The sequence below is a fragment of the Arthrobacter sp. cf158 genome, assembly GCF_900106835.1.
Taxonomy (GTDB): domain Bacteria; phylum Actinomycetota; class Actinomycetes; order Actinomycetales; family Micrococcaceae; genus Arthrobacter.
Map to the genome: position 1 here is coordinate 263,829 of NZ_FNNR01000006.1, position 18,183 is coordinate 282,011.

15 protein-coding genes are annotated in these 18,183 nt (G+C 62.5%); 5 read left to right on the top strand and 10 right to left on the bottom strand.

All coding sequences use genetic code 11. From position 1 onward, the window contains the following. Positions 1 to 11: 11 nt before the first annotated feature. Positions 12 to 2,579 carry a LuxR C-terminal-related transcriptional regulator gene (locus BLW08_RS14150; RefSeq protein WP_254779866.1) on the bottom strand — a complete coding sequence of 856 codons (2,568 nt, stop codon included), beginning with the start codon at positions 2,577 to 2,579 and terminating at the stop codon, positions 12 to 14. Positions 2,580 to 2,966: 387 nt separating this feature from the next. Between BLW08_RS14150 and BLW08_RS14155 the strand changes: the two genes are divergently transcribed. Then, complete coding sequence (locus BLW08_RS14155; RefSeq protein WP_254779867.1) at positions 2,967 to 3,575, top strand: arsenate reductase/protein-tyrosine-phosphatase family protein; 609 nt, start codon at positions 2,967 to 2,969, stop codon at positions 3,573 to 3,575. 9 nt (positions 3,576 to 3,584) lie between these two features. Here BLW08_RS14155 and BLW08_RS14160 read toward each other — a convergent pair whose 3' ends face one another. The 5 genes from BLW08_RS14160 to BLW08_RS24280 form a co-directional block, all read right to left on the bottom strand. Further along, positions 3,585 to 4,559, bottom strand: a complete 975-nt coding sequence (locus BLW08_RS14160; RefSeq protein WP_091325846.1) for an acyl-CoA thioesterase — start codon at positions 4,557 to 4,559, stop codon at positions 3,585 to 3,587. Between the two features lie 72 nt (positions 4,560 to 4,631). Then, positions 4,632 to 5,198 (bottom strand): hypothetical protein, encoded by a 567-nt coding sequence (locus tag BLW08_RS14165; protein ID WP_091325847.1) that lies wholly within the window; start codon positions 5,196 to 5,198, stop codon positions 4,632 to 4,634. Continuing rightward, the gene (locus BLW08_RS14170) at positions 5,195 to 5,527 is read right to left on the bottom strand and encodes a PEP-utilizing enzyme (RefSeq protein WP_091325849.1); all 333 of its coding nucleotides are present in this window, start codon (positions 5,525 to 5,527) and stop codon (positions 5,195 to 5,197) included. Before BLW08_RS14170 ends, BLW08_RS14165 begins: the two co-directional genes overlap by 4 nt. Before the next feature lie 2 nt (positions 5,528 to 5,529). Continuing rightward, a complete protein-coding gene (locus BLW08_RS14175) occupies positions 5,530 to 5,928 on the bottom strand; it encodes a hypothetical protein (RefSeq protein ID WP_254779868.1) in 399 nt (132 codons plus the stop codon). Between the two features lie 129 nt (positions 5,929 to 6,057). Further along, positions 6,058 to 10,419 carry a rhamnogalacturonan lyase family protein gene (locus BLW08_RS24280; RefSeq protein WP_302846908.1) on the bottom strand — a complete coding sequence of 1,454 codons (4,362 nt, stop codon included), beginning with the start codon at positions 10,417 to 10,419 and terminating at the stop codon, positions 6,058 to 6,060. Between the two features lie 296 nt (positions 10,420 to 10,715). Between BLW08_RS24280 and aztD the strand changes: the two genes are divergently transcribed. Then, entirely contained in the window at positions 10,716 to 12,029 is a 1,314-nt protein-coding gene (gene aztD / locus BLW08_RS14185) for a zinc metallochaperone AztD (protein WP_254779869.1), read from the top strand. Positions 12,030 to 12,128: 99 nt separating this feature from the next. Here the strand turns inward: aztD and BLW08_RS14190 are convergent, their stop codons facing one another. Both BLW08_RS14190 and BLW08_RS14195 read right to left on the bottom strand, forming a co-directional pair. Beyond that, positions 12,129 to 12,563, bottom strand: a complete 435-nt coding sequence (locus BLW08_RS14190; protein WP_090821975.1) for a DoxX family protein — start codon at positions 12,561 to 12,563, stop codon at positions 12,129 to 12,131. Between the two features lie 68 nt (positions 12,564 to 12,631). Continuing rightward, complete coding sequence (locus tag BLW08_RS14195; protein ID WP_090821973.1) at positions 12,632 to 13,198, bottom strand: antibiotic biosynthesis monooxygenase; 567 nt, start codon at positions 13,196 to 13,198, stop codon at positions 12,632 to 12,634. A gap of 42 nt (positions 13,199 to 13,240) precedes the next feature. Between BLW08_RS14195 and BLW08_RS14200 the strand changes: the two genes are divergently transcribed. The 3 genes from BLW08_RS14200 to BLW08_RS14210 all read left to right on the top strand — a co-directional run bounded on the left by BLW08_RS14200 (position 13,241) and on the right by BLW08_RS14210 (position 15,591). Further along, positions 13,241 to 14,581: an MATE family efflux transporter gene (locus BLW08_RS14200; RefSeq protein WP_091325853.1), complete on the top strand. Its 1,341-nt coding sequence runs from the start codon at positions 13,241 to 13,243 to the stop codon at positions 14,579 to 14,581. 9 nt (positions 14,582 to 14,590) lie between these two features. Next, positions 14,591 to 15,175: a hypothetical protein gene (locus tag BLW08_RS14205; RefSeq protein ID WP_254779870.1), complete on the top strand. Its 585-nt coding sequence runs from the start codon at positions 14,591 to 14,593 to the stop codon at positions 15,173 to 15,175. A gap of 68 nt (positions 15,176 to 15,243) precedes the next feature. Then, positions 15,244 to 15,591, top strand: coding sequence for a hypothetical protein (locus BLW08_RS14210; protein WP_091325856.1), 348 nt, complete (start codon positions 15,244 to 15,246; stop codon positions 15,589 to 15,591). 56 nt (positions 15,592 to 15,647) lie between these two features. On the opposite strand, the gene BLW08_RS14215 is transcribed toward BLW08_RS14210, so the two are convergent. Together BLW08_RS14215 and BLW08_RS14220 are read right to left on the bottom strand one after the other, a co-directional pair. Further along, positions 15,648 to 16,556 carry a class C sortase gene (locus BLW08_RS14215; RefSeq protein ID WP_091325858.1) on the bottom strand — a complete coding sequence of 303 codons (909 nt, stop codon included), beginning with the start codon at positions 16,554 to 16,556 and terminating at the stop codon, positions 15,648 to 15,650. 105 nt (positions 16,557 to 16,661) lie between these two features. Continuing rightward, positions 16,662 to 18,149, bottom strand: coding sequence for a SpaH/EbpB family LPXTG-anchored major pilin (locus BLW08_RS14220; RefSeq protein WP_175538709.1), 1,488 nt, complete (start codon positions 18,147 to 18,149; stop codon positions 16,662 to 16,664). Positions 18,150 to 18,183: the final 34 nt, after the last annotated feature.

Below are 18,183 nucleotides of genomic sequence, written 5' to 3' on the forward strand. Positions count from 1 at the left end.
GTCGAGGCGCCTTAGGCGGAAGTTGGGGAGACCCCCGGGGAACCCGATGCCATGGGCTTCGGCGCATTTCGAATGAGATCGGCGAGCTGCTTTCGAGTGGTGGTGTCCGTCTTCCGCAGCGCATTGGATATGTGGCTTTCCACAGTCCGGATACTGATGCCGAATTGCTCGGCGATGTCCTGGTTGCTCTGCTGCCCGGCGACGAGGGCAACTTCAATCTCCCTCAGGGTCAGGGACGAACCGGGTGGTTCTGACCGGAAGTTCAATAAGGTCCCCGCCATACGGAAGCGGGCTGTGAAGTCCTTGGCTGCCCGCCTGATTTCGGCCGCGGCACCGGGCTCTCCGCTGAGCTGGCACCGCTGCTCCGCACCCCTAAGCACCATGGACACCTGGAACGTGTCGCCGTCCAGCACGTACGTGTCCAGCAGGTGCCGGAGCCGGGGAAGGTCCATCTCGATGGCCGCGTCAGCGATGGTGAGGAGCTGATGGTGGACTGTGATCCCACGATCTTCCAGGATCTTCCCGACGAGACCCCGGATGCGGGGGCCAGGGAGAAGTCCCAGGGCGAAGAGCCCCGTATGCATGGCTTCGAAGATAAAACCGTGCTGAAGGGACCTCTCGATGCTCCTGCTGGCGCGCTCATCGAAGGCTTTGGCGCTGGCTGGCCGGCTGGCGGCGAGATCGTGCAAACCCGTTCCGATACCAGGGACGGGGCCGATATCCCGCCCGTGTGCCTCTGACGTGGCTCCGAGGGCGCTCCTTGGCACCGCATCGCGCAACGATGACAATCGCAGCATGGCACTGTGCAACGAGTCCACAAGGAATCCCGGTTTTCCCAACGAGAAGGCGCGGCCCATGAGGTATTCCGCCTCGTCAAACAAACCGTGATGGAGCAGGGACAATGCAGCTATGTAACTTTGGCTTACAAAGGCGAACTGATCGACGTCCTGCAGGGCCTTTTCCCGGCAGTCGAGTGCCATGACGAGAGCTTCCTCCTCACGTCCGCTGGAGAGCATTGCCATTCCGCGAATGAAAGAGTCGAAGCGCCGGCAGTTGCCGGTACCTACCGCTGAATCCAGTGCGCCAAGTGCTCCTTGGGGGTTCAGGCGGTAAAGCTCCAGCAGTCCCCTGACGGCTGGGATGATGCTGCCGTCCGGACCCTGCACTGTTGGATCGGGGAGTTGCTGGTCCTGGTGGCTGGAGATCCTGCCGTTGGACGTGGCAAGGAACATCAGGAACGCTTCCGCCTCGTGCCGTAATCCCGGTTGACTGGAAGATAGCGCGTGCATGGTGGCTATCGCGCCGGGGAGGTTCTTTTCACGTGAGAACTGCCACCAGGCCAAGGACATGGTGAAGAAAAACAGGTCCGTTGTTTCACCGCGATCGGAGTCAGTCCGGCGGAGAACCTCCTGGATCCTGTGGGGGTTGGTTGGCGCCCCCCAGTAGACACTCAGGACCGCGACAGCGTTGGAAAGGCTCCGATCCCGTTCCCACGCCTGATAATGCTGTTCTTCAAGAGAGTGGAGCCTCTGCTGGAAATACCGGGTGGCCGCCGCGTGGTTGCTGCCCATTTCAGCGCGTAGCACCACCATGGAAGCGGACAGCAAATCATCGGCCGCCTGCACATGATGATCACCCGGTTCTTCAACGACGTGATCTGTCACCGCGCTCTGGAGAATCCTGCGCGAGCTCAGCGTGTGGGCGCGAAGGTAATCGTCGACTATCGGTGGGAAAACAGCTGCCAGGAGATTGTGGTCCGGACCTTCTATGACTGAAATCAACCCGTTGTATTCGAGAGTGTCCAGCACCTCCTCACCCACGGCAGCAACAAGGCGGTCAACGGGACTGGGACCAAGGAGCGACATTTTATTGAGGGCCCGGACTTCCTCCGGCCGCAACCCCTGAAGCAGGGCTTCCACTGTGCCGTGGAGGTGTTCGTTCATCAGTTTGGTGCCGTTCATGCACCAACGGCCATCCTTGAGAATAAGGCGTTCACTGAGGACGGACGTTTCGATGATTCGGACGGCCAGCCGCAGATTGCCTCCCGACTTGTTGAGAATGCCCGCCACCACGTTCACGTCTGCGGGGTGACCCAGGGTGTTCATGATGAGTTTGCTGATCTGTTCGTATCCCAGCGGCGTGAGCGACACTGTCGCTTCAGGAATGCTCACCAAGTGGCCGGAACTCTTGGCCTGGAACGGCCTGTCATTCATGGTGGTGATCAGAGGGACATTGCTCCTGCTGCGCAGGACATCAACCACTGCCGATGACTCCCGGTCCAGATTCTCGAGATCGTCGATCGCTATCAAATGCACGCCGGTCCTGGCCATCTGCACCGACAGAAGGTCCACGATGCCGAGGATTCCGATTGTCCTGGAACGGAGGTCCAGGCCCAGGGAAAGAATGCCGGCAAAAGGCACAGCGGCCAGAGCAGGCGCGGCGAACATGGTGTAGACCGTGGCCCCGTCCTCTTCCAGCTTTGCCACGACGTTCTTGAGCAGAGTGGAACGGCCACTCCCGGGCGCACCGACGATTCTTACGCCCAGCCCCTTGGCAACGTAGTCCAGGACACTGTTCATCTTCTGCTTATACAACTGCTGACCCCTTATGGAAGCGGCTGTTCGACCACGTGATGTTGCCAAAAAGCCTTGCTGCTGTTCGATGCCTGATTCGTCCGAGAGGCATCGAAGATGAGGAAGCCCACCCCCATTGCCGTATTTGTTCAAACTTCAAGTGTCCAGTCGCCCCGATTCGTGTTGTGGAATAGCCGGGGTTCTTTCCTGGAGGGAGCGGTGCCGTGCGCAGGGATTTGGTCCAACCCGGCCGGATGAATGCGGGCGAAGACGGAAATGCAGCAGCCGATTTGGCATCGACTCACTCTTTCGTGAACACTTTCGTCTTGGAACGGTTTCACTCTGGAAATCGCCCCAGCATGTCCGGACTGTTCCATCACCATTGGGGGGCGCTTGAGTCACATCCATCAGCAGCCCGAAGCACGGGGGCGCACGGATGCCTTCGGGATATTAGTGGTTTGTACCGGCAATATCTGCCGCTCGCCCTTGGCTGAACGTCTCCTCCAGGCAGGACTGGACGAGGCATCGCCGGGAGCGTTCGAGGTATCCAGCGCCGGCACTTTTGCGCATTCAGGCAATCCGGCCCAACCCGGATCGCTCACCATCGCAGCACAGCTGGGAGTTGGCCTGGAGGACTTTCGGGCGCGCCAGCTCGAGGAAGAACACATTGCCAGAGCCGACCTTGTGCTGGTGCTTGCCCGGTCTCATAGGCCAGAGGTGTTGGCCCTTTCCCCCTCGGCCTTGAAACGCACGTTCACCTTGCGGGAATTCGCCCGGATTCTGGACCACATGCCATTGCGCCCGCAACGGGAAGGAACCTGGCCCGGATTGGTGGCCGAGGCCTACCGTGGACGCCAGCACGCGGCAGCCAGCGTGGCAGAACATGATGACGTGACCGATCCTTACAGGCTCGGCCCCGGTGCCTATGATCAGATGACGCGGGAAATGTTGCCTAGCCTCAGCACCATCATTGAAGCTGCCGTGGCCCTGCGCGCCAAGTAGGTGGGTTCCCTAGCTTCCAGCGAGCTTCGTCAGATGATCCGGCAGCCTGTTCCCTGGAGCCCGTCCGCGGATTTCCAGCAGTTCGCGGGCGTGTGCGTGCAGCTTCACATCCTCGTCGGACACCGGTACCCACGCAGGGATGGGCACCGCAGTCCCTGTTTCGTCACGCGCCACCATCACCGTGAGGCAGTACGTGGTCAGGTTCAACTCTCCGGTCTTGGGATCCCCCGAGCGGACATGCACCGCGATGTGCATGCCCTTGGCGCCCGTGTAGACCAGGCGAGCCTCCACCTCGACGATGTGCCCGATCAACAGGGGCCTGTAGAAACGGACACCGCCGGAGAACACCGCAACGGTATCCTTGCCGCAGTAACGGGAGGCGCAGACGTACGCAGCTTCGTCGATCCACTTCATCACAATGCCGCCGTGGACCTTACCGCCCCAGTTCACATCAGTGGGGGACGCCATGAACCGCAGGACGACGCGCTCGGCGGTCCCGGCGTCGGTATATTCCTGCGCGTTCATCGCGTTGACGATCTGTTCACGAACTTCGATGCGAGCCAGAGCGTGGTCACGCTGCTCGATCTCCGCGGGCGTGGACGGCTCAAATTGGGGAACCGGAATTGGCTTGCCGTCCGGACCCACGGCGACGAAGATCACCATGCACTGACTGTGCATGGTCTCCGGGCCACCTTTTGGATCCCGGGAGTTGACCACGGTGTGGATGTGCATGGAGGAGCGTCCCGTGTACACGATGGTGGAGGCCACCTCCACCATGTCCCCGCTGTTCACCGGATCTGTGAAGTGGATGTTGCCCACATAGGCCGTGACGCAATAGCTCTTGGCCCAACCCACCGCAGCCGCATAGGCAGCCTTGTCCACCCATTCAAGGACGGTGCCGGCATCCACAGAGCCGCTGTGCCCGACGTCGGTGGGGGCCGCAAGGAAGCGGAGGGTCACGGAATTGCCGGCAGCGTCGCTCATGCTGGAAGTTTACTGTCGGCGGGTTTCTGTTACGCCAGTAAGTCGGTCCCGGCTGTCCACCCCGGCAGACACTCACGGTCCTCGCTGGATCCCGAGGGTGGCAATAAGGTCCTCGTGCACTTCGAACCAGACGCGGTGGAAGGAATCGCGATCGGTGGCGGTAAACCAGGCCGGATCCTCTACAGCCAGTTTGATGGCGCGGAGCAGCCGCTCAGAGTAGCCGGCGAACCTGGGCAACAGTTCGGCCAGCCGGGTTTCCAAAGGACGCCATGCCGCCAAGGCGCCTATCAAAACATCCACGGCGTCACTGTGGGCGGAAGGCTGCAACTGGATGGCGCTGCAGGCACCGACGACGCCTGTGTTGAACTCCGCGAAATCGTCATGCACGGCCAGCACCGTGCTCCACGCACCCGCGTGGTCCAGTTCATCAGCCAGCAGCCGCTCATTCTCAACCCGTCCCAGACTCGACAACGACCAGCCGCCTTCCCCGGCGAAGGTACTGCGCAGAACCAGGCCGTTCACCCCGGCGTCGATGAGTTGGGACTCCACCTCACCGGGGTCCTGGGCGAAGCGCTCGGCAACCGCCGCTGTGTCAGCGAACCCAAGAAGACGAACAGCATGCAAGGTAAGGAGATTCACGGGGCGTCCATCAGGGTGACTGTTCCCCGCGCTCCGTCCACGGCCACGGGCTGTCCATCGGCGAGCAGCACCAGGGCGTCACGAACGCCCAGCACGGCAGGGATTCCGAATTCCCGGGCGACGATTGCGGCGTGCGACAACGTTCCACCAGTCTCCGTGATTACCGCCGATGCCATGCCGAACAGGGGAGTCCACGCGGGGTCCGTGGTGCGGCATACAAGGACGTCGCCCGATTGGAAGCGGCCAAAATCGTCGGGTCCGTGAATGGGCCGGGCAGGGCCGTGGGTTGTGCCCGCGCTCGCAGCTGTTCCGGTCAGCACCAGAGTCATGGTCAGCCCCTGGCCGGTGAATGTGGACGATCTGCGAGTCGGTCCAGCCGTTGCTGGGCAGCCTGCGCTGAGCGCAGCCCCAAGCTCTCCGCAATCTGCGGCCAGGTCAGTCCCTCGGCCCGGGCAAGGAACAAAAGTGCGGTCTCGACCGCGTCCATCTCGTCTCGGGCGGCAGCCACCAGCGCGAGGGCGGCCCGGAGATCCGAGGCATCGGGAACCCTGTCCTGGCCCCGTGAACGCCATAGAACGTGCTGGATCAGGTCCATCGCGGACGGTGGCTGCTTCCCGTGAAGCCAGGGTCGGGCGGGAAGTTCCGAAGCGCCCCTTTCGAGGAGCAGCTGGGTTGCCTGTGAATGGAGTTCGGCCAGCTTGGCATCGTGGGCGTCTGTGGTTTCGATCATTCGCATATCTTTGGGTATCAACAGTTTGTTGTCAACAGAGTGTTGATTAGGGCTAAAGGGTTGCTGAGGGAAAAGCGCTGCCCCGGCACCAACAGGTCCCGGGGCAGCGCGCAACGTCAATCCCGAAAGCTACTTTCCTCCCGTATATGCAATTTTCGGCATAGATGGGGCTTCCATGCCTACGCCGATATAGAAGCCCGGATGTGGTGGTTGGTTGTACGCGATGTTCTCGCGGGCAACCGATGTCCGGTACACAGGATCGTGCATCAACGTGCGGAGACGAACATCGGTCCCGGACGTGGTGGTGTAGATCCGCAGCTCGGTGCTGTCAGCTGAGCGCCACGCGATCTCCTCGCGCCAGTCACCCAGCAGATCGGCCTGGATCGCAGGGGTTCCCTTGGTGCTGTTGTTGGTCTTTGCACCGGTGGCAGTCAGCAGGCGATCACTGGTTTGGGTGTTCCAGTTCCACTTGCTGATGCTCGGGGTGCCGCTGTTTGCGGCAGCATCCCAGTCGTGGTCCACGATCTCCCGGAGCAGGTCGCCATCCCACCATGCCAGGAAATTGGCAGCCGGGATGTTGGTGGACAGCAACTCACCCTTGGCCGAGCGGAGTTCGCCGACTGGCGAGTTCCACGCAGCGTCGCCGCCGATGGCCCACGCTTCAGCGCCCAGGTAGCGGGGATCGATGTCGCCGGCAGCGCCGCGCCCCGTGTCCTTGACTGCAGGGATGCTCCAGAGGACTTCGCCGGTGGCGGAGTCGCGGAAGGTTGCACCGAGGTTTCCGCTGGAGCCCATGTCCTCGTGGACCGCGAAGGTCTCCAAGCCAGGACGCGACGGATCCAGGTCACTGGTGTGGATGGCGTCGCCGTGGCCCAGGCCAGTGGTGTAGAGCGGCTGCCCATTGTCGTCGATGGTCATCGAACCGAAGATGAATTCATCCTTGCCATCGGCGTCGACGTCAGCAACTGACAGGTTGTGGTTGCCCATGCCCCGGTACTGGTCACCGGAAACGTTGGAATCGAAGACCCAACGCTTCACGATCTTGCCGCCCACCAAGTCATAGGTAGCCAGCACGGCACGCGTGTAATAGCCGCGGCTGAACATCATCGAGGGATGCTCGCCGTCCAGGTAAGCAACGGCGCCCAGGAAACGGTCCACGCGATTTCCGTACGTATCGCCCCAGGCTCCGACATCCCCGCGCGGCGGGTCGTAAGCGACCGTGTCCATGATGGTGCCGGTCTGTCCGTGGAAGACGGTCAGGAACTCGTCGCCAGTGAGGACGTAGCCGCTGCTGTTCCGGTAGTCGGCATTGGCATTGCCGATCACCGTACCGGCAGCATCCCGGGTCCCATCGGCGGTTTTCATGGCCACTTCGGCCTTGCCGTCACCGTCGAAGTCATAGGCGAGGACTTGCGTGTAGTGGGCGCCGGCGCGGATGTTCGGGCCAAGGTTGATGCGCCAGAGCTTGGTGCCTTCCATGGTGTAGGCGTCCACGTAGACCGTACCTGTGTAGCCGGCCTGCGAGTTGTCCTTGGAGTTGGACGGCGACCACATCTGGATGATCTCGTAACGCCCGTCGCCGTCCAGGTCGGCTACGGTGGCGTCACCGGCCGAGTAGCTGTAGGGCTGCCCGTCCTTGGTGTAGTCGTCCGCCGGTTTGTCCAGTTTGATAGCGAGGTAATCCTGGGCCAGCGGGCTGAATTCCTTGGTCTCCTTCTCGCCGCTGCTTCCACCTCCGGCTACCTTGATCACGTACTTGGAGGTGGCAGTGCCCGTAGCGTCCAGGTAACTGGTGCTGTTGGTAACGGGTTGGGCCGTGATCTTCTTTCCGTCGCGGAAGACGTTGAAGCCGATCTTGTCCTCATCCAGGCCCAGCATGCGCCAGCCGATCCGGATGCCCTCTGCCGTGGGAACGGCGACGGGTGCCCGGTCAAGCTTTTCCATCTGACGGTCCAGGACAACCACATCTTCGGTACCAACGGTGGCTGACGGCACGGATTCGCCGCCCGGATTCAACGCGGTAACCCGGTAGTAGTACTTGATGGTGGTCAGGACGGTGGTGTCGGTGAACTTCTTATCGTCGGTCTTGCCAACGTAGGAGAAGGCCCCGTCAGGTGCCGTCGAGCGGTAGACGAGGTACGCCGTCGAGCCCGCAACCTCGCCCCACTGAAGCGAAACGCTGGTCTTTTCCACTTTCTTGGTTTTCAGCTTTTCCGGTGCAACGGGTGCAGCGGTGGCGGGATCGATCAGCGGAACGTCCAGGGTGTTGGATGGAACGGACTCCAGGCCGGTTCGGTCCACGGCAGTGACGTAGTACTTATAAGAGAGGCCGGCGATTGCGGTGGTGTCCGAGTAGGAAGGCCCGGAAACGTTTTCGGCAATCCGCTGGGGAGAGGACTCAAACGGTGCCTGGCGGAACACTCGATAAGTGGCGGCATCGCCCACGGCATCCCAGGCGAGTCCGACGGCGGGTGGCTGGGCGGACGCTTCAACTGACGTGGTCTTGAGATTGGTGGGGCCCACCAGGAGCGGGGTGACCTCGAGCCCGTTGAGGCGCTGGCCTGAACCGCTGATGCTGAGATTGAGCTGACCGTCGGTCACCAGGACCTCATTGATGACCTTGGTGGCGGAAGCAGCTTTGCCCGAGGTGACAGTGCCGAAGCCCTTGCCTTCCACCGCGATGTCCGTTCGCGTGGAGCCGATCCAGTCGCTGTGGTACGTCTTGAGGGCGTAGGTGCCGTTGGGGACGTCCAGCTGGAACTCGAAGCTGGCGCCGCTCAGCACGAAGTCGCGGAGGAGATTGGTGGTGGTTGCGCCACGGTCGCGGTCGCTGAGCACGGTGGTGTCCTTGAAACCGTAGCCACGCTCAGCGGAGTAAGCCATGGTGCGGTTGACCTCCGTGTAGCCGGGTTCAACAGGTGCGCCGACCGGTCCGAAGTCGAACTTGTAGGTGGCCTGTTTGGTGGTCAGCGCCAAAGCATCGCTGTACTCGGAGAGGCCCTTGCCGTTCATGGCGGCCACACGCACCGCATAAGCGGTGCCTTCCTCGAGGCCGTTCAGGGTGGTGGTGGGAACCGTGGAGGTGGTGGCCAGTTTGTAGGCGGAATCCGGTTCGGTGGCCAGTTTCCGGTAGATCTTGTATACGTCCGCGCCTTCAACCTGCTGCCACTTGAGCAGAGCGCCGGCGTTGGAGACGCTGCCTGCCACCAAGCCCTCCGGCTTGGCAGGAACGTTCGACGGCGGCGTGACCTCCTGGACGCGCGACGCCAGCGGAACGCTGAGCTGCTTCATGCCGCCAGCCAAGAGGCGGGCGATCTGGATGGCGCCGTACTCCTGAAAATGGGTGTCATCAGCCGTGCCGCTTGGACGCCCCGGGTACACGCCCGCGTCGACATGGAGGAAGACCGATTTGGTCTCTTCCAGGCCAATTGCGTCGTAATAGCCGCGGCTCAGGGCCGAAAGATCCACCAGCGCAACGGACTCCTCAGCGGCAAGCTCCTTCATCTTGTCCACGTACTCGGGAAAGCTGACGCGGAACGTGCCGGTGGCTGCATCGAAGTCCCTGCGTCCCACCGGCGTGACCAGGATGGGGGTGGCTCCGCGTTGGCGGGCACCGTTGACGTAGGTACGGAGGTACTCCTTGTAGTCGGCAGGTGACGCGTAGCGGTCGTCCACGCCGATGGTTGCATCGTTGTGGCCAAACTGGACCATGAGGTAGTCGCCGGGGTTGATCACACGGAGGATCTCGTCCAGCCGTCCTTGGCTGATGAAGTTTTTGGAGCTGCGGCCGCCGATCGCGTGGTTGTAGACGGCAACCTTGTCATCCAGATAACGGTCGATCATTTGTCCCCAGCCCGCTTGGGGTGCGTAGCCGGGATCGTAGGTCTGCACGGTGGAGTCGCCGGCCAGATAGACGCCGGGATCCGTGGTGGCAGACCGTGGAGCGCGGGCTGCGATGACCAGGGAGTTGATCTTGGCAGCGGTGCCGGTGATGTCCAGGTTGAGCTGGCCGTCCACCAAGGAGATGGGGAATTCCATCTCAAGGAACTGGCCGGCGGGTTTGTCTGTGGCTTGGACCTTGGCCATCTTCTCTGCCGTGATGGCGATGTTCGTGGACTCAGTGGCGTCGCCGGCGATGAGCTTGACGGTGTAGTCGCCATTGGGAAGGTCCACAGTGAAAGAGCTGCCCTGGGCTTGGACGAAGTCGCTGCGGAGCGCATCGGCCGTTCCGCGGTCGCTCCCGGATGTGACGGCAGTGTCAGTGAAACCAAACTTGGTGGTGGTTGTGTACGCAGTGTCGGCGTTGACCCGGATGTATCCGTCGGCCACGGCACCCGGGCCGAAATCGAACTTATAGCCGCTTCCAGCGGCGGGAAGGGATGTGTCAGCGTGCACTGCGGGCATACCCGTAAAGGCCAGGGCGACTGAGGCGACGGCGGCAGTCAGGGCCGCAGTGCCCGTCCTGACCGCGCGTTGAGGGGGGTGTTTCACGAACATCTCCTTTGATGACGCGTGGGGGTATTTCCCAACCACACTGTCGGACTTTGTATCGTTTCATTAACCGGCAAGACGCGTCCGCTGCTGCTTGGCGGGAGGCCGTTGACTGAGGGATGCGGGTGGAGGGCTCGGAAAACGCTTGCCCGGTGGGGATATGTTTACCAGTCTGTGAAATGACTCGTCAAGGAATTGACGGGAGAATTTGTTTCTTTGTGTTCGTAACCGTGCAATATGACATGGGTATCTTGGCGGGATTTGCAGTCTAAATGAGAATCAATATCATTTAACCCATGCCTCATCACTCAACCCCCATGACCCCTGCCCCGACCACGCTCGGAGGCCGCTTGCGCGCCGCGCCACTTGCCGCCGTCGTGCTTTCAACCCTGCTGTTGACGGCGTGCGGCGCCCCTGGCGGCCCGGCTGGGAGTGCGGCCGAGGTGTCGCCTTCCGCCAGTTCCGACCCGAGCCCCACAGAGGCCGGCGCGCCGACTCCGCGCCTCGTTTACACGCACGACGCCGGCATCGCGGTTCTCGATGCCGCTTCTCTCGAGAGCGTGGGAAGTGTGGAAATGTCCGGTTTCAACCGCCTGAATCCGGCAGGCGACGGCAGGCACGTTTTCGTTTCCACCGGCGATGCATTCCGTCTCTTCGATGCCGGCGCCTGGACCGAACCCCACGGCGATCACAGCCATCACTACGTGACAGATCCCAAGATGACTGGGTTGGCGTTCGAGGCAAGCAAGGCCGGCCATGTGGTGCTGCACGCGGACAAGACCGTGCTGTTCAACGATGGTTCGGGCAAGGTGGAGAGCTTCAAGACGTCCGCGCTGCCCGCTGCCGTCGAGGACGGCAAACTGCCCGCCACGGACACGTATGTGACACCGGAAGCGCACCACGGCGTGGCCGTCGAGTTGGCGGACGGCAAGCTGCTGGTGACCCTCGGCAACGAGGAAAGCCGTTCCGGGATTGCGGTCCTTTCGGCCGGCAAGGGGCAGGACCGCACGGAAGTTGTGCGCAACGAAGACTGCCCTGGCGTTCATGGCGAGGCTGTTGCTGCGGGTGAAGCCGTGGTGGTTGGGTGCGAGAATGGGATGCTGATTTACAAGGACGGCGCCATCACCAAGGTGGCCAGCCCCGATGCTTATGGTCGCTTGGGCAATCAGGCCGGCTCGGAAAAGTCGCCTGTCATCCTGGGCGACTACAAAGTGGACAAGGCCGCCAAGCCGGAGCGCCCTACACGCATTTCGCTGGTCAATACCCAGACCGCCACCATGCAGTTGGTGGACATCGGCACCAGCTATTCCTTCCGTTCCCTGGGCCGTGGGCCTTCGGGTGAGGCGCTGGTGTTGGGCACTGATGGCAGCCTCCGCGTCATAGACCCGCTCTCCGGCGCTATCACGTCCACCATTCCCGTAGTTGCGGCGTGGGAAGAGTCCGCCACGTGGCAGGACCCGCGCCCCACGCTGTTCGTTCAAGGCTCGACGGCGTTCGTCACCGAGCCAGCCACCAGCACCATTCACGCGGTGGACCTGAAGGCCGGCAAGGTTTCCAAGTCGGCTCAGCTCGAGCATGTCCCGAACGAGCTCACGGGCGTGACGGGCTAGTCCCCCTAACGCCGGACGCTCTCTCACCTTCCTGAAGAAAGTGAGAGAGCGTCCGGGTGAAAGGGCAATTAGGTGAGAGAGCGTCCGGGGGGGTGGGGGTTACGCGAGGACGCGCAGCTTGGATCCCGAACGGCCGAACAGTGCGGCGTCGGCGGAGATCCTGCCAGCACCGGCCAGCGCGAGAGCCAGGGCGGCGCCCGCGAAGAGGAGCACCAGCTCGTACCCGCCATTGCCCACAAAGACTCCGGCCGGGGCGTGCACCAGGAACAGGGCGCCGAGCATGTTGACGGCGAGGAGTGCTGCAAAGACCCGGGTCAGAAGGCCGATGATCAGGGCGATGCCGCCCACGAGTTCCAGTGTTGCGACGATCGGTGCTACTGCGGAAGCGCCGGGAACGCCCATCTGGGCGAAGGACGCCTGCGTTCCGGCGATGGTGAATTCGTTGAACTTCTGCCAACCGTGCGCGGCGAAGAGAAATCCTGCAATGACGCGCAGGATGGTCAGGGCTGTGGTGGTCAAGCTGGACTTGTTCATATCTTCAACCCTTGCGGACATAAGTTGAAGTGTCAACTAATCGTGGCTCTTTATGACCAAAACCGCAGCTACCTGCGGGGCTTTGCCTGAAGCCAAGGCTGCAGGAGCCGGGTAGTCACCGGAAGGAAGATGTACGTCATCAGCGGCGTCAGAATCACGATGTTGAGGAGCACCTGGAACACCAGAGGCCAGCTTTGCGTCAGAGGGTGCAACAGGAAATTCGCCAGCAGGCTGAGGGGGAAGAACGGGAGGAAGATGCTGATGGCCTGCTTCCAGCGCGGCGGTACCACCGTCTCTGGGACTACGACGGACACGTCGCCGGGCCGCGAGAACCATCCCTCAATTCCAGTGTGCCGCTCAACGCGGGTGGTCTCCATCATGTCCCTGGCACTATCTATCCACCAGCGACGCTCCTCGGAGTTCTCCCACTCCTGCAGCGAATCGGCGTCGGCGAAGCGGTAAAGCATGTGCCATTCACTGGAATCCACGCCATTGCGCACCCACCCGGAGCCGAGATAGCCGGGCCATTCGCGGGCCAGCTCCTGGCCGGCATGGGCCCACGCATTCGCCTGCCGGGTGTAGCCGGGCAGGATGGTGCGGGCGACGGAAACGGTGACGGGATGCTCGTGTGACACGGCCCCAAATGTACCCGGCCCGTGGCGGACTAGGCTTGTTTAGTGCCTCAAACCACAACCACCACACCCCGCTCCAACGCCCGCGAGATCCTGCGCCTGGCCGTCCCCGCTTTCGGTGCACTGATCGCCGAGCCGCTTTTCCTGCTGGCCGACTCCGCAATTGTGGGCCACTTGGGCGTGGACCAACTGGCTGGAGTTGGCCTCGCGTCCACCGTCCTGCACACCGCGGTAGGACTCATGGTCTTCCTGGCGTACTCCACGACGCCGGCAGTGGCCCGTGCGATCGGCGACGGAAAATTGGGGAAGGCCTTGGCGGCAGGGCGCGACGGCGTCTGGCTGGCTTTGCTGCTGGGGCTGGCGCTCGCGGTTTTGGGCTTCGTGGCGGCCGAGCCCCTGGTTGGGTTCATGGGCGCAACGGGGGACGTACGCGAGTTCGCCGTCGATTACCTGCGATGGTCCATGCCCGGCCTGGCCGCAATGCTCCTCATCTTTGCCGGCACCGGTATTCTTCGCGGGCTGCAAGACACCCGGACGCCGCTGCTCGTGGCCACGGCCGGCTTCGCCCTGAACATCGCGCTGAACTGGTTCCTGGTGTACGGCCTGAATCTCTCCGTCGCGGGCTCGGCAATCGGCACCAGCATCGCCCAGTGGGCCATGGCCGCCGTCTATCTGGTGATGGTCAGCCGAAACGCGCGGCAACACGGAGTGTCCCTGCGGCCCGATTGGCATGGCATCCGGGCCATGACCAAGGTTGGTTCGTGGCTCATGCTCCGCACCCTCAGCCTTCGTCTGGCCATCCTGGCCACTGTCCTGGTGGTGACCGCTCAGAGTGCCGTAAACCTGGCGGCGCACCAGTTGGCCATGACCATTTTCTCCTTCCTCGCGTTCGCCTTGGATGCCCTGGCCATCGCCGCGCAGGCCCTGATCGGCAAGGAACTCGGCGCCAGAAACGCCCACCGGGTCCGTGAGCTGACCCGCACCATGGTCCGCTGGGGCCTGGGGTTCGGCGTGATCACCGGCGCGCTGCTGGCCATAGCTGCCCCGTGGGCGGGCTACATCTTCACCCCGGACGAGGGCGTCCGCTCCGCTTTGACCGTGGCGCTTTGGGTCCTTGCCGTGGGACAGCCCCTGGCCGGGTACGTCTTCGTCCTGGACGGTGTCCTCATAGGCGCCGGTGACGCGCGCTATCTGGCGATTGCCGGCGTCGTGAATTTAGCGGTCTATTTGCCGCTGCTGGTGGTTATCTACCAAGTAAGGCCCGACGGCGTGGCGGGGCTAATGTGGTTGTGGGCCGCGTTTGCGCTGGGCTACATGCTGGCCCGCGGGGTGACTTTGGGGCTGCGAGCACGGACCGATCGGTGGATGGTGCTGGGTTCGCACTAAACTGGACGGGTGACTCTCCCAGCGACTCCTGCCCAGACCCCTCCTGCCTCCGCGGACGTGCTCTGGAAACCCGTGCTCATCCGCGCCACGGTTGCGCTGGTGTTTGGTGCGGTCACTATTTTTTGGGCGTCCCCGTCAGTGCACGTCCTGGCGTGGGCCGTGGGCCTGTATCTGCTCGCAACCGCAGCGGCTGTGTGGATGTCCCGCGCATTGCCAGTAGCCGTTCCGGCGGTTGTTGCGCTCGGAGGTATCGCTGCGTTGGTCACGCAATCTGATGAGGGCGTTGCGCTCTCGGCCATGTTTGCGCTGCTGGTGCTGGGCCTCCTTGAGTTCGTCCATGGCCTCCGCAAGCGGGATGCGTTGGCGCGCGACTGGCTTATTTCGGGCGTCATTGCCGTGGGCACAGCTGGGGCGCTGCCGTTCTTCACCTCGCTTGGGGCCCACGCGCTGTTGGGTGTTGCAGGCGGTGGAGCGATCATTTCAGGCGTGCTGTGGATACTCTCCGGCCTGACACTGCGGCACGACGCCCGGATTGCTTCCGGCCTTGCTGCTGAGGCTGCTGCGCCGGGTGCTTCGCCCGAGGCCGTAAACTAGTAGCTGGACGTTCTACTCGTTGTAGAACTTTTGCTGACCGGCGGAGACCAACCGCCATCATTGGAGGAATGACCGTGGCAGACCAGACACCAGGAGAACCGCGCAAGATGCGGACCTCGGTCAAGGGACCCCTCATGTTCTCCGCGTTCTTTGCAGTGCTGGCCTTCGTTGCCGTGCTGATCTTCGCGTCCGGTGGCAGCGCAAAAGCACCGCGGTTCGACCTCGCCTTCACAGGCGCGGGCATCGCATTCATTGTGAGCTTGGTGGTGGCTGCAATGCTTTCCATGAGCCACAAAGAAAACGCCGACCACCTCGGCAAGGGTTCAGGCGTCAACCTCAGTTCCAAGCGCGGCCACGGCGGTCCCGGTACCCCGGACTCACCGGACGAGACGGAAACGCCCGACGCCGGCCGCTAACCTTCAAGCGCTTCCTCACCTCGGTGGGGGAGCGCTTTTTTGTGGGCGCCAGGGCCTCACGAATCCGCTTTGGCAACTGCTTCCCGACGCCCGCGCTTGCGGGGGCGGGTAGCCAGGACGATCAGGACCGTGGTGCCGATCAGTGCCAAGGCCCACCAAGGGAACCCGGGGTCCAGTGCCTGGCTGGGAAACGACTGTGCTGACTCTCCGGACGGTGGAACGGTTCGTTCTCCGCGGACCAGAAGCCTGTGGCTGTTGATGCCCTTGGGGGTGCAGGTGACCAGGGTGATGAGGTCTGCACCCGGAACCTTTCGGAGATCGTCGGTATCTTCGGGTGGCACCGTAAGGACCTGATCCACCTTGTAATAGAGCGTCTCTCCGAGCACGGCGACTGAGAAGACGTCCCCGGTGACCACCTTGTCCAGGTTGTCGAAGAGAGTGGCATTGACGAAGCCTGAATGTGCCGTGATAACGCTGTGCGTGTCCTTCCCACCAACCGGAAGTCCCGAGCCAAAGAGGTGTCCGGCGCCCTTGGAAAGAGTCTCTTCGTCGGTGTCATGGAAGATGGGCAGGTCAGCGTGGATGGAGGGGATACTGATGCGTCCCATCATGCCGCCCGGACCCACGTCCAGCAGTTTCCTGTAAGCCTCGGAACCGGCTCCCACCACGGTCTGCTCGCCCTTTTCGTTTAGGGAGTAAGGGTCACGGAGAGGGCCCGAAGGCAGTGCTTGGTTGAATCGCCGCGCTTCATCCAGAAGCGCCTCCTGGGTGGAGGGGGCCAGATTCTCCACAGTGTCCGCATAACCGCTGATCTCAGTGGCGTGGACCCGGTCGGAGAACCATGCGGCAGCAGTGGGATACAGCAAAACACCCACGCCCATGGCTGCGGCCACGACGATGAGAATGCGCTGCAGGTTCCATGCGGCGCGGAGTCTTTTCTGCAATGAAGCTCGAGGCTGTGTCATCAGAATCCTGGAAGTGTGCTTGCGGCAAGCGGAGTGGGGAAGCGCGCCTTAGGGCGTTCTTCCCCACTCCGGTGTTCAAGCTGCGGACCTTGGGTGGGCCCTCAGTTACTGGTTGTTGGTGGTGCTCCGGCGTGAGCGAACCAGCAGTAGCCCGGCGCCAACCACTAGGAGTGCTCCGGCTGCGTAGAGCAGGCCGGTTCCGGCGCCACCGGTCAGCGGCAGTTCGAAGCCGCCGTTGGAAGGAATGTTCTTGACCTGCACGTCGACGCCCACCGTGGTGCTTGTGGAGTTGATCAGGAAGGAGACCGGCTCAGCAAGGAGCTCGTAGCCTGCCGGAGCGGTGGTCTCCACCAGGTAGTAGGTGCGGTAATCCGCGGAGCCGGGTGCTACAGCAGCGCCGTTGGCCCAGTCAGAGTAGCGCAAACCGGAGATGGTGAGGGTTCCATCAGCGGCCACGGTGAAGATGGTCTGGCCATTGAGCGCGATCGGGTTGGTGCCGGCCTGTGCGTCAGCCTGGTTGGCGTAGACGGAGAAGGAAGCACCGGCCAGTGCCGCGCCGTTCTCGTTGACCTTCTGAAGAGTCATTTCGCCCCACTTGGTAACAACCGGGGGAGTAACAATCGGACCGCCGGGCTGGCCCGGGGTGCCGGTGAAGCTGCCGAGGTTCGGGTAGACCAGCGCTTCGTTCTCGATCTCGCCGATGGTGTTGACGCTTGTATTCACCACAACCTGAACGCGGGTGCCGTTGTGTGCGGCGAGCACTGCTCGGCCGGCCGGGGTAAAGATGATAGTGACTGTGTTGGTGTTGGCATCGAATTCAACCGTGTAGTGCGTACCTTCGGTGATAACCGTGCCATCAACTAGGGTGGCGGAGGCATCCAGGTAGGTCAGTTTGGTGTCCAAAGCATCCACGATCTTGTAGCCGTCAATGACGGCTTCGTTCGGAATGTCACCCGTGATGGTGAAGTCGATCTGGTCGCCGAGCTTGACGTCGGGAGCATCAGTGACGGTCTTCTCCGCACCCGTGATGGAGTTCTTGGGGTAGACGTGGACGTCGTAGATCCAGTTGTCCTTGTTGTCCGGGTCCGTCAACGGTACGGAAACCAGGAACGGAGCCGATGGGGTTACCCCGGCCGGGTAGCCCGTTTCACTCACCAGGTAGAGGCCGACCGGGAGATTGGCGAAGGCGGCGGTCCCCGCTGCATCGGTGGTCTGAGCCTGACCGGTACCCAGGGTGAACCCGGCACCCGCGATGGAACCTTCCGGGTTCGCCGGGGTGAAGACGCTGCTCAGGTTATGCGCTGCGTCCCACCCTGCGTTGGTGGACAAATCGATGGCATTGACCTGCTGGACGGTGAACTCGATGCCCGCCAAGGCCGTTAAGGTACTTGTGTCCACCTCGGTGCCGTTGTTGGGCAGCCCCGTGGGGGTGGTGGGGCGTTCGAACTTGTGGACGGTGATGGAACCGGTCTGGTCGCCATCAACCAGGGGAGCGGCCGATGCCGGAGCTACGGAGAACGACACAGCCAGCACCGCCCCGGCAATAGTGGCGGCGGCGGTCTTCCAGAGACCCCGGGAGCTTGAAATACTCACTTCTATCCTCTTTCTAATGTTGTGTAGCGATGCT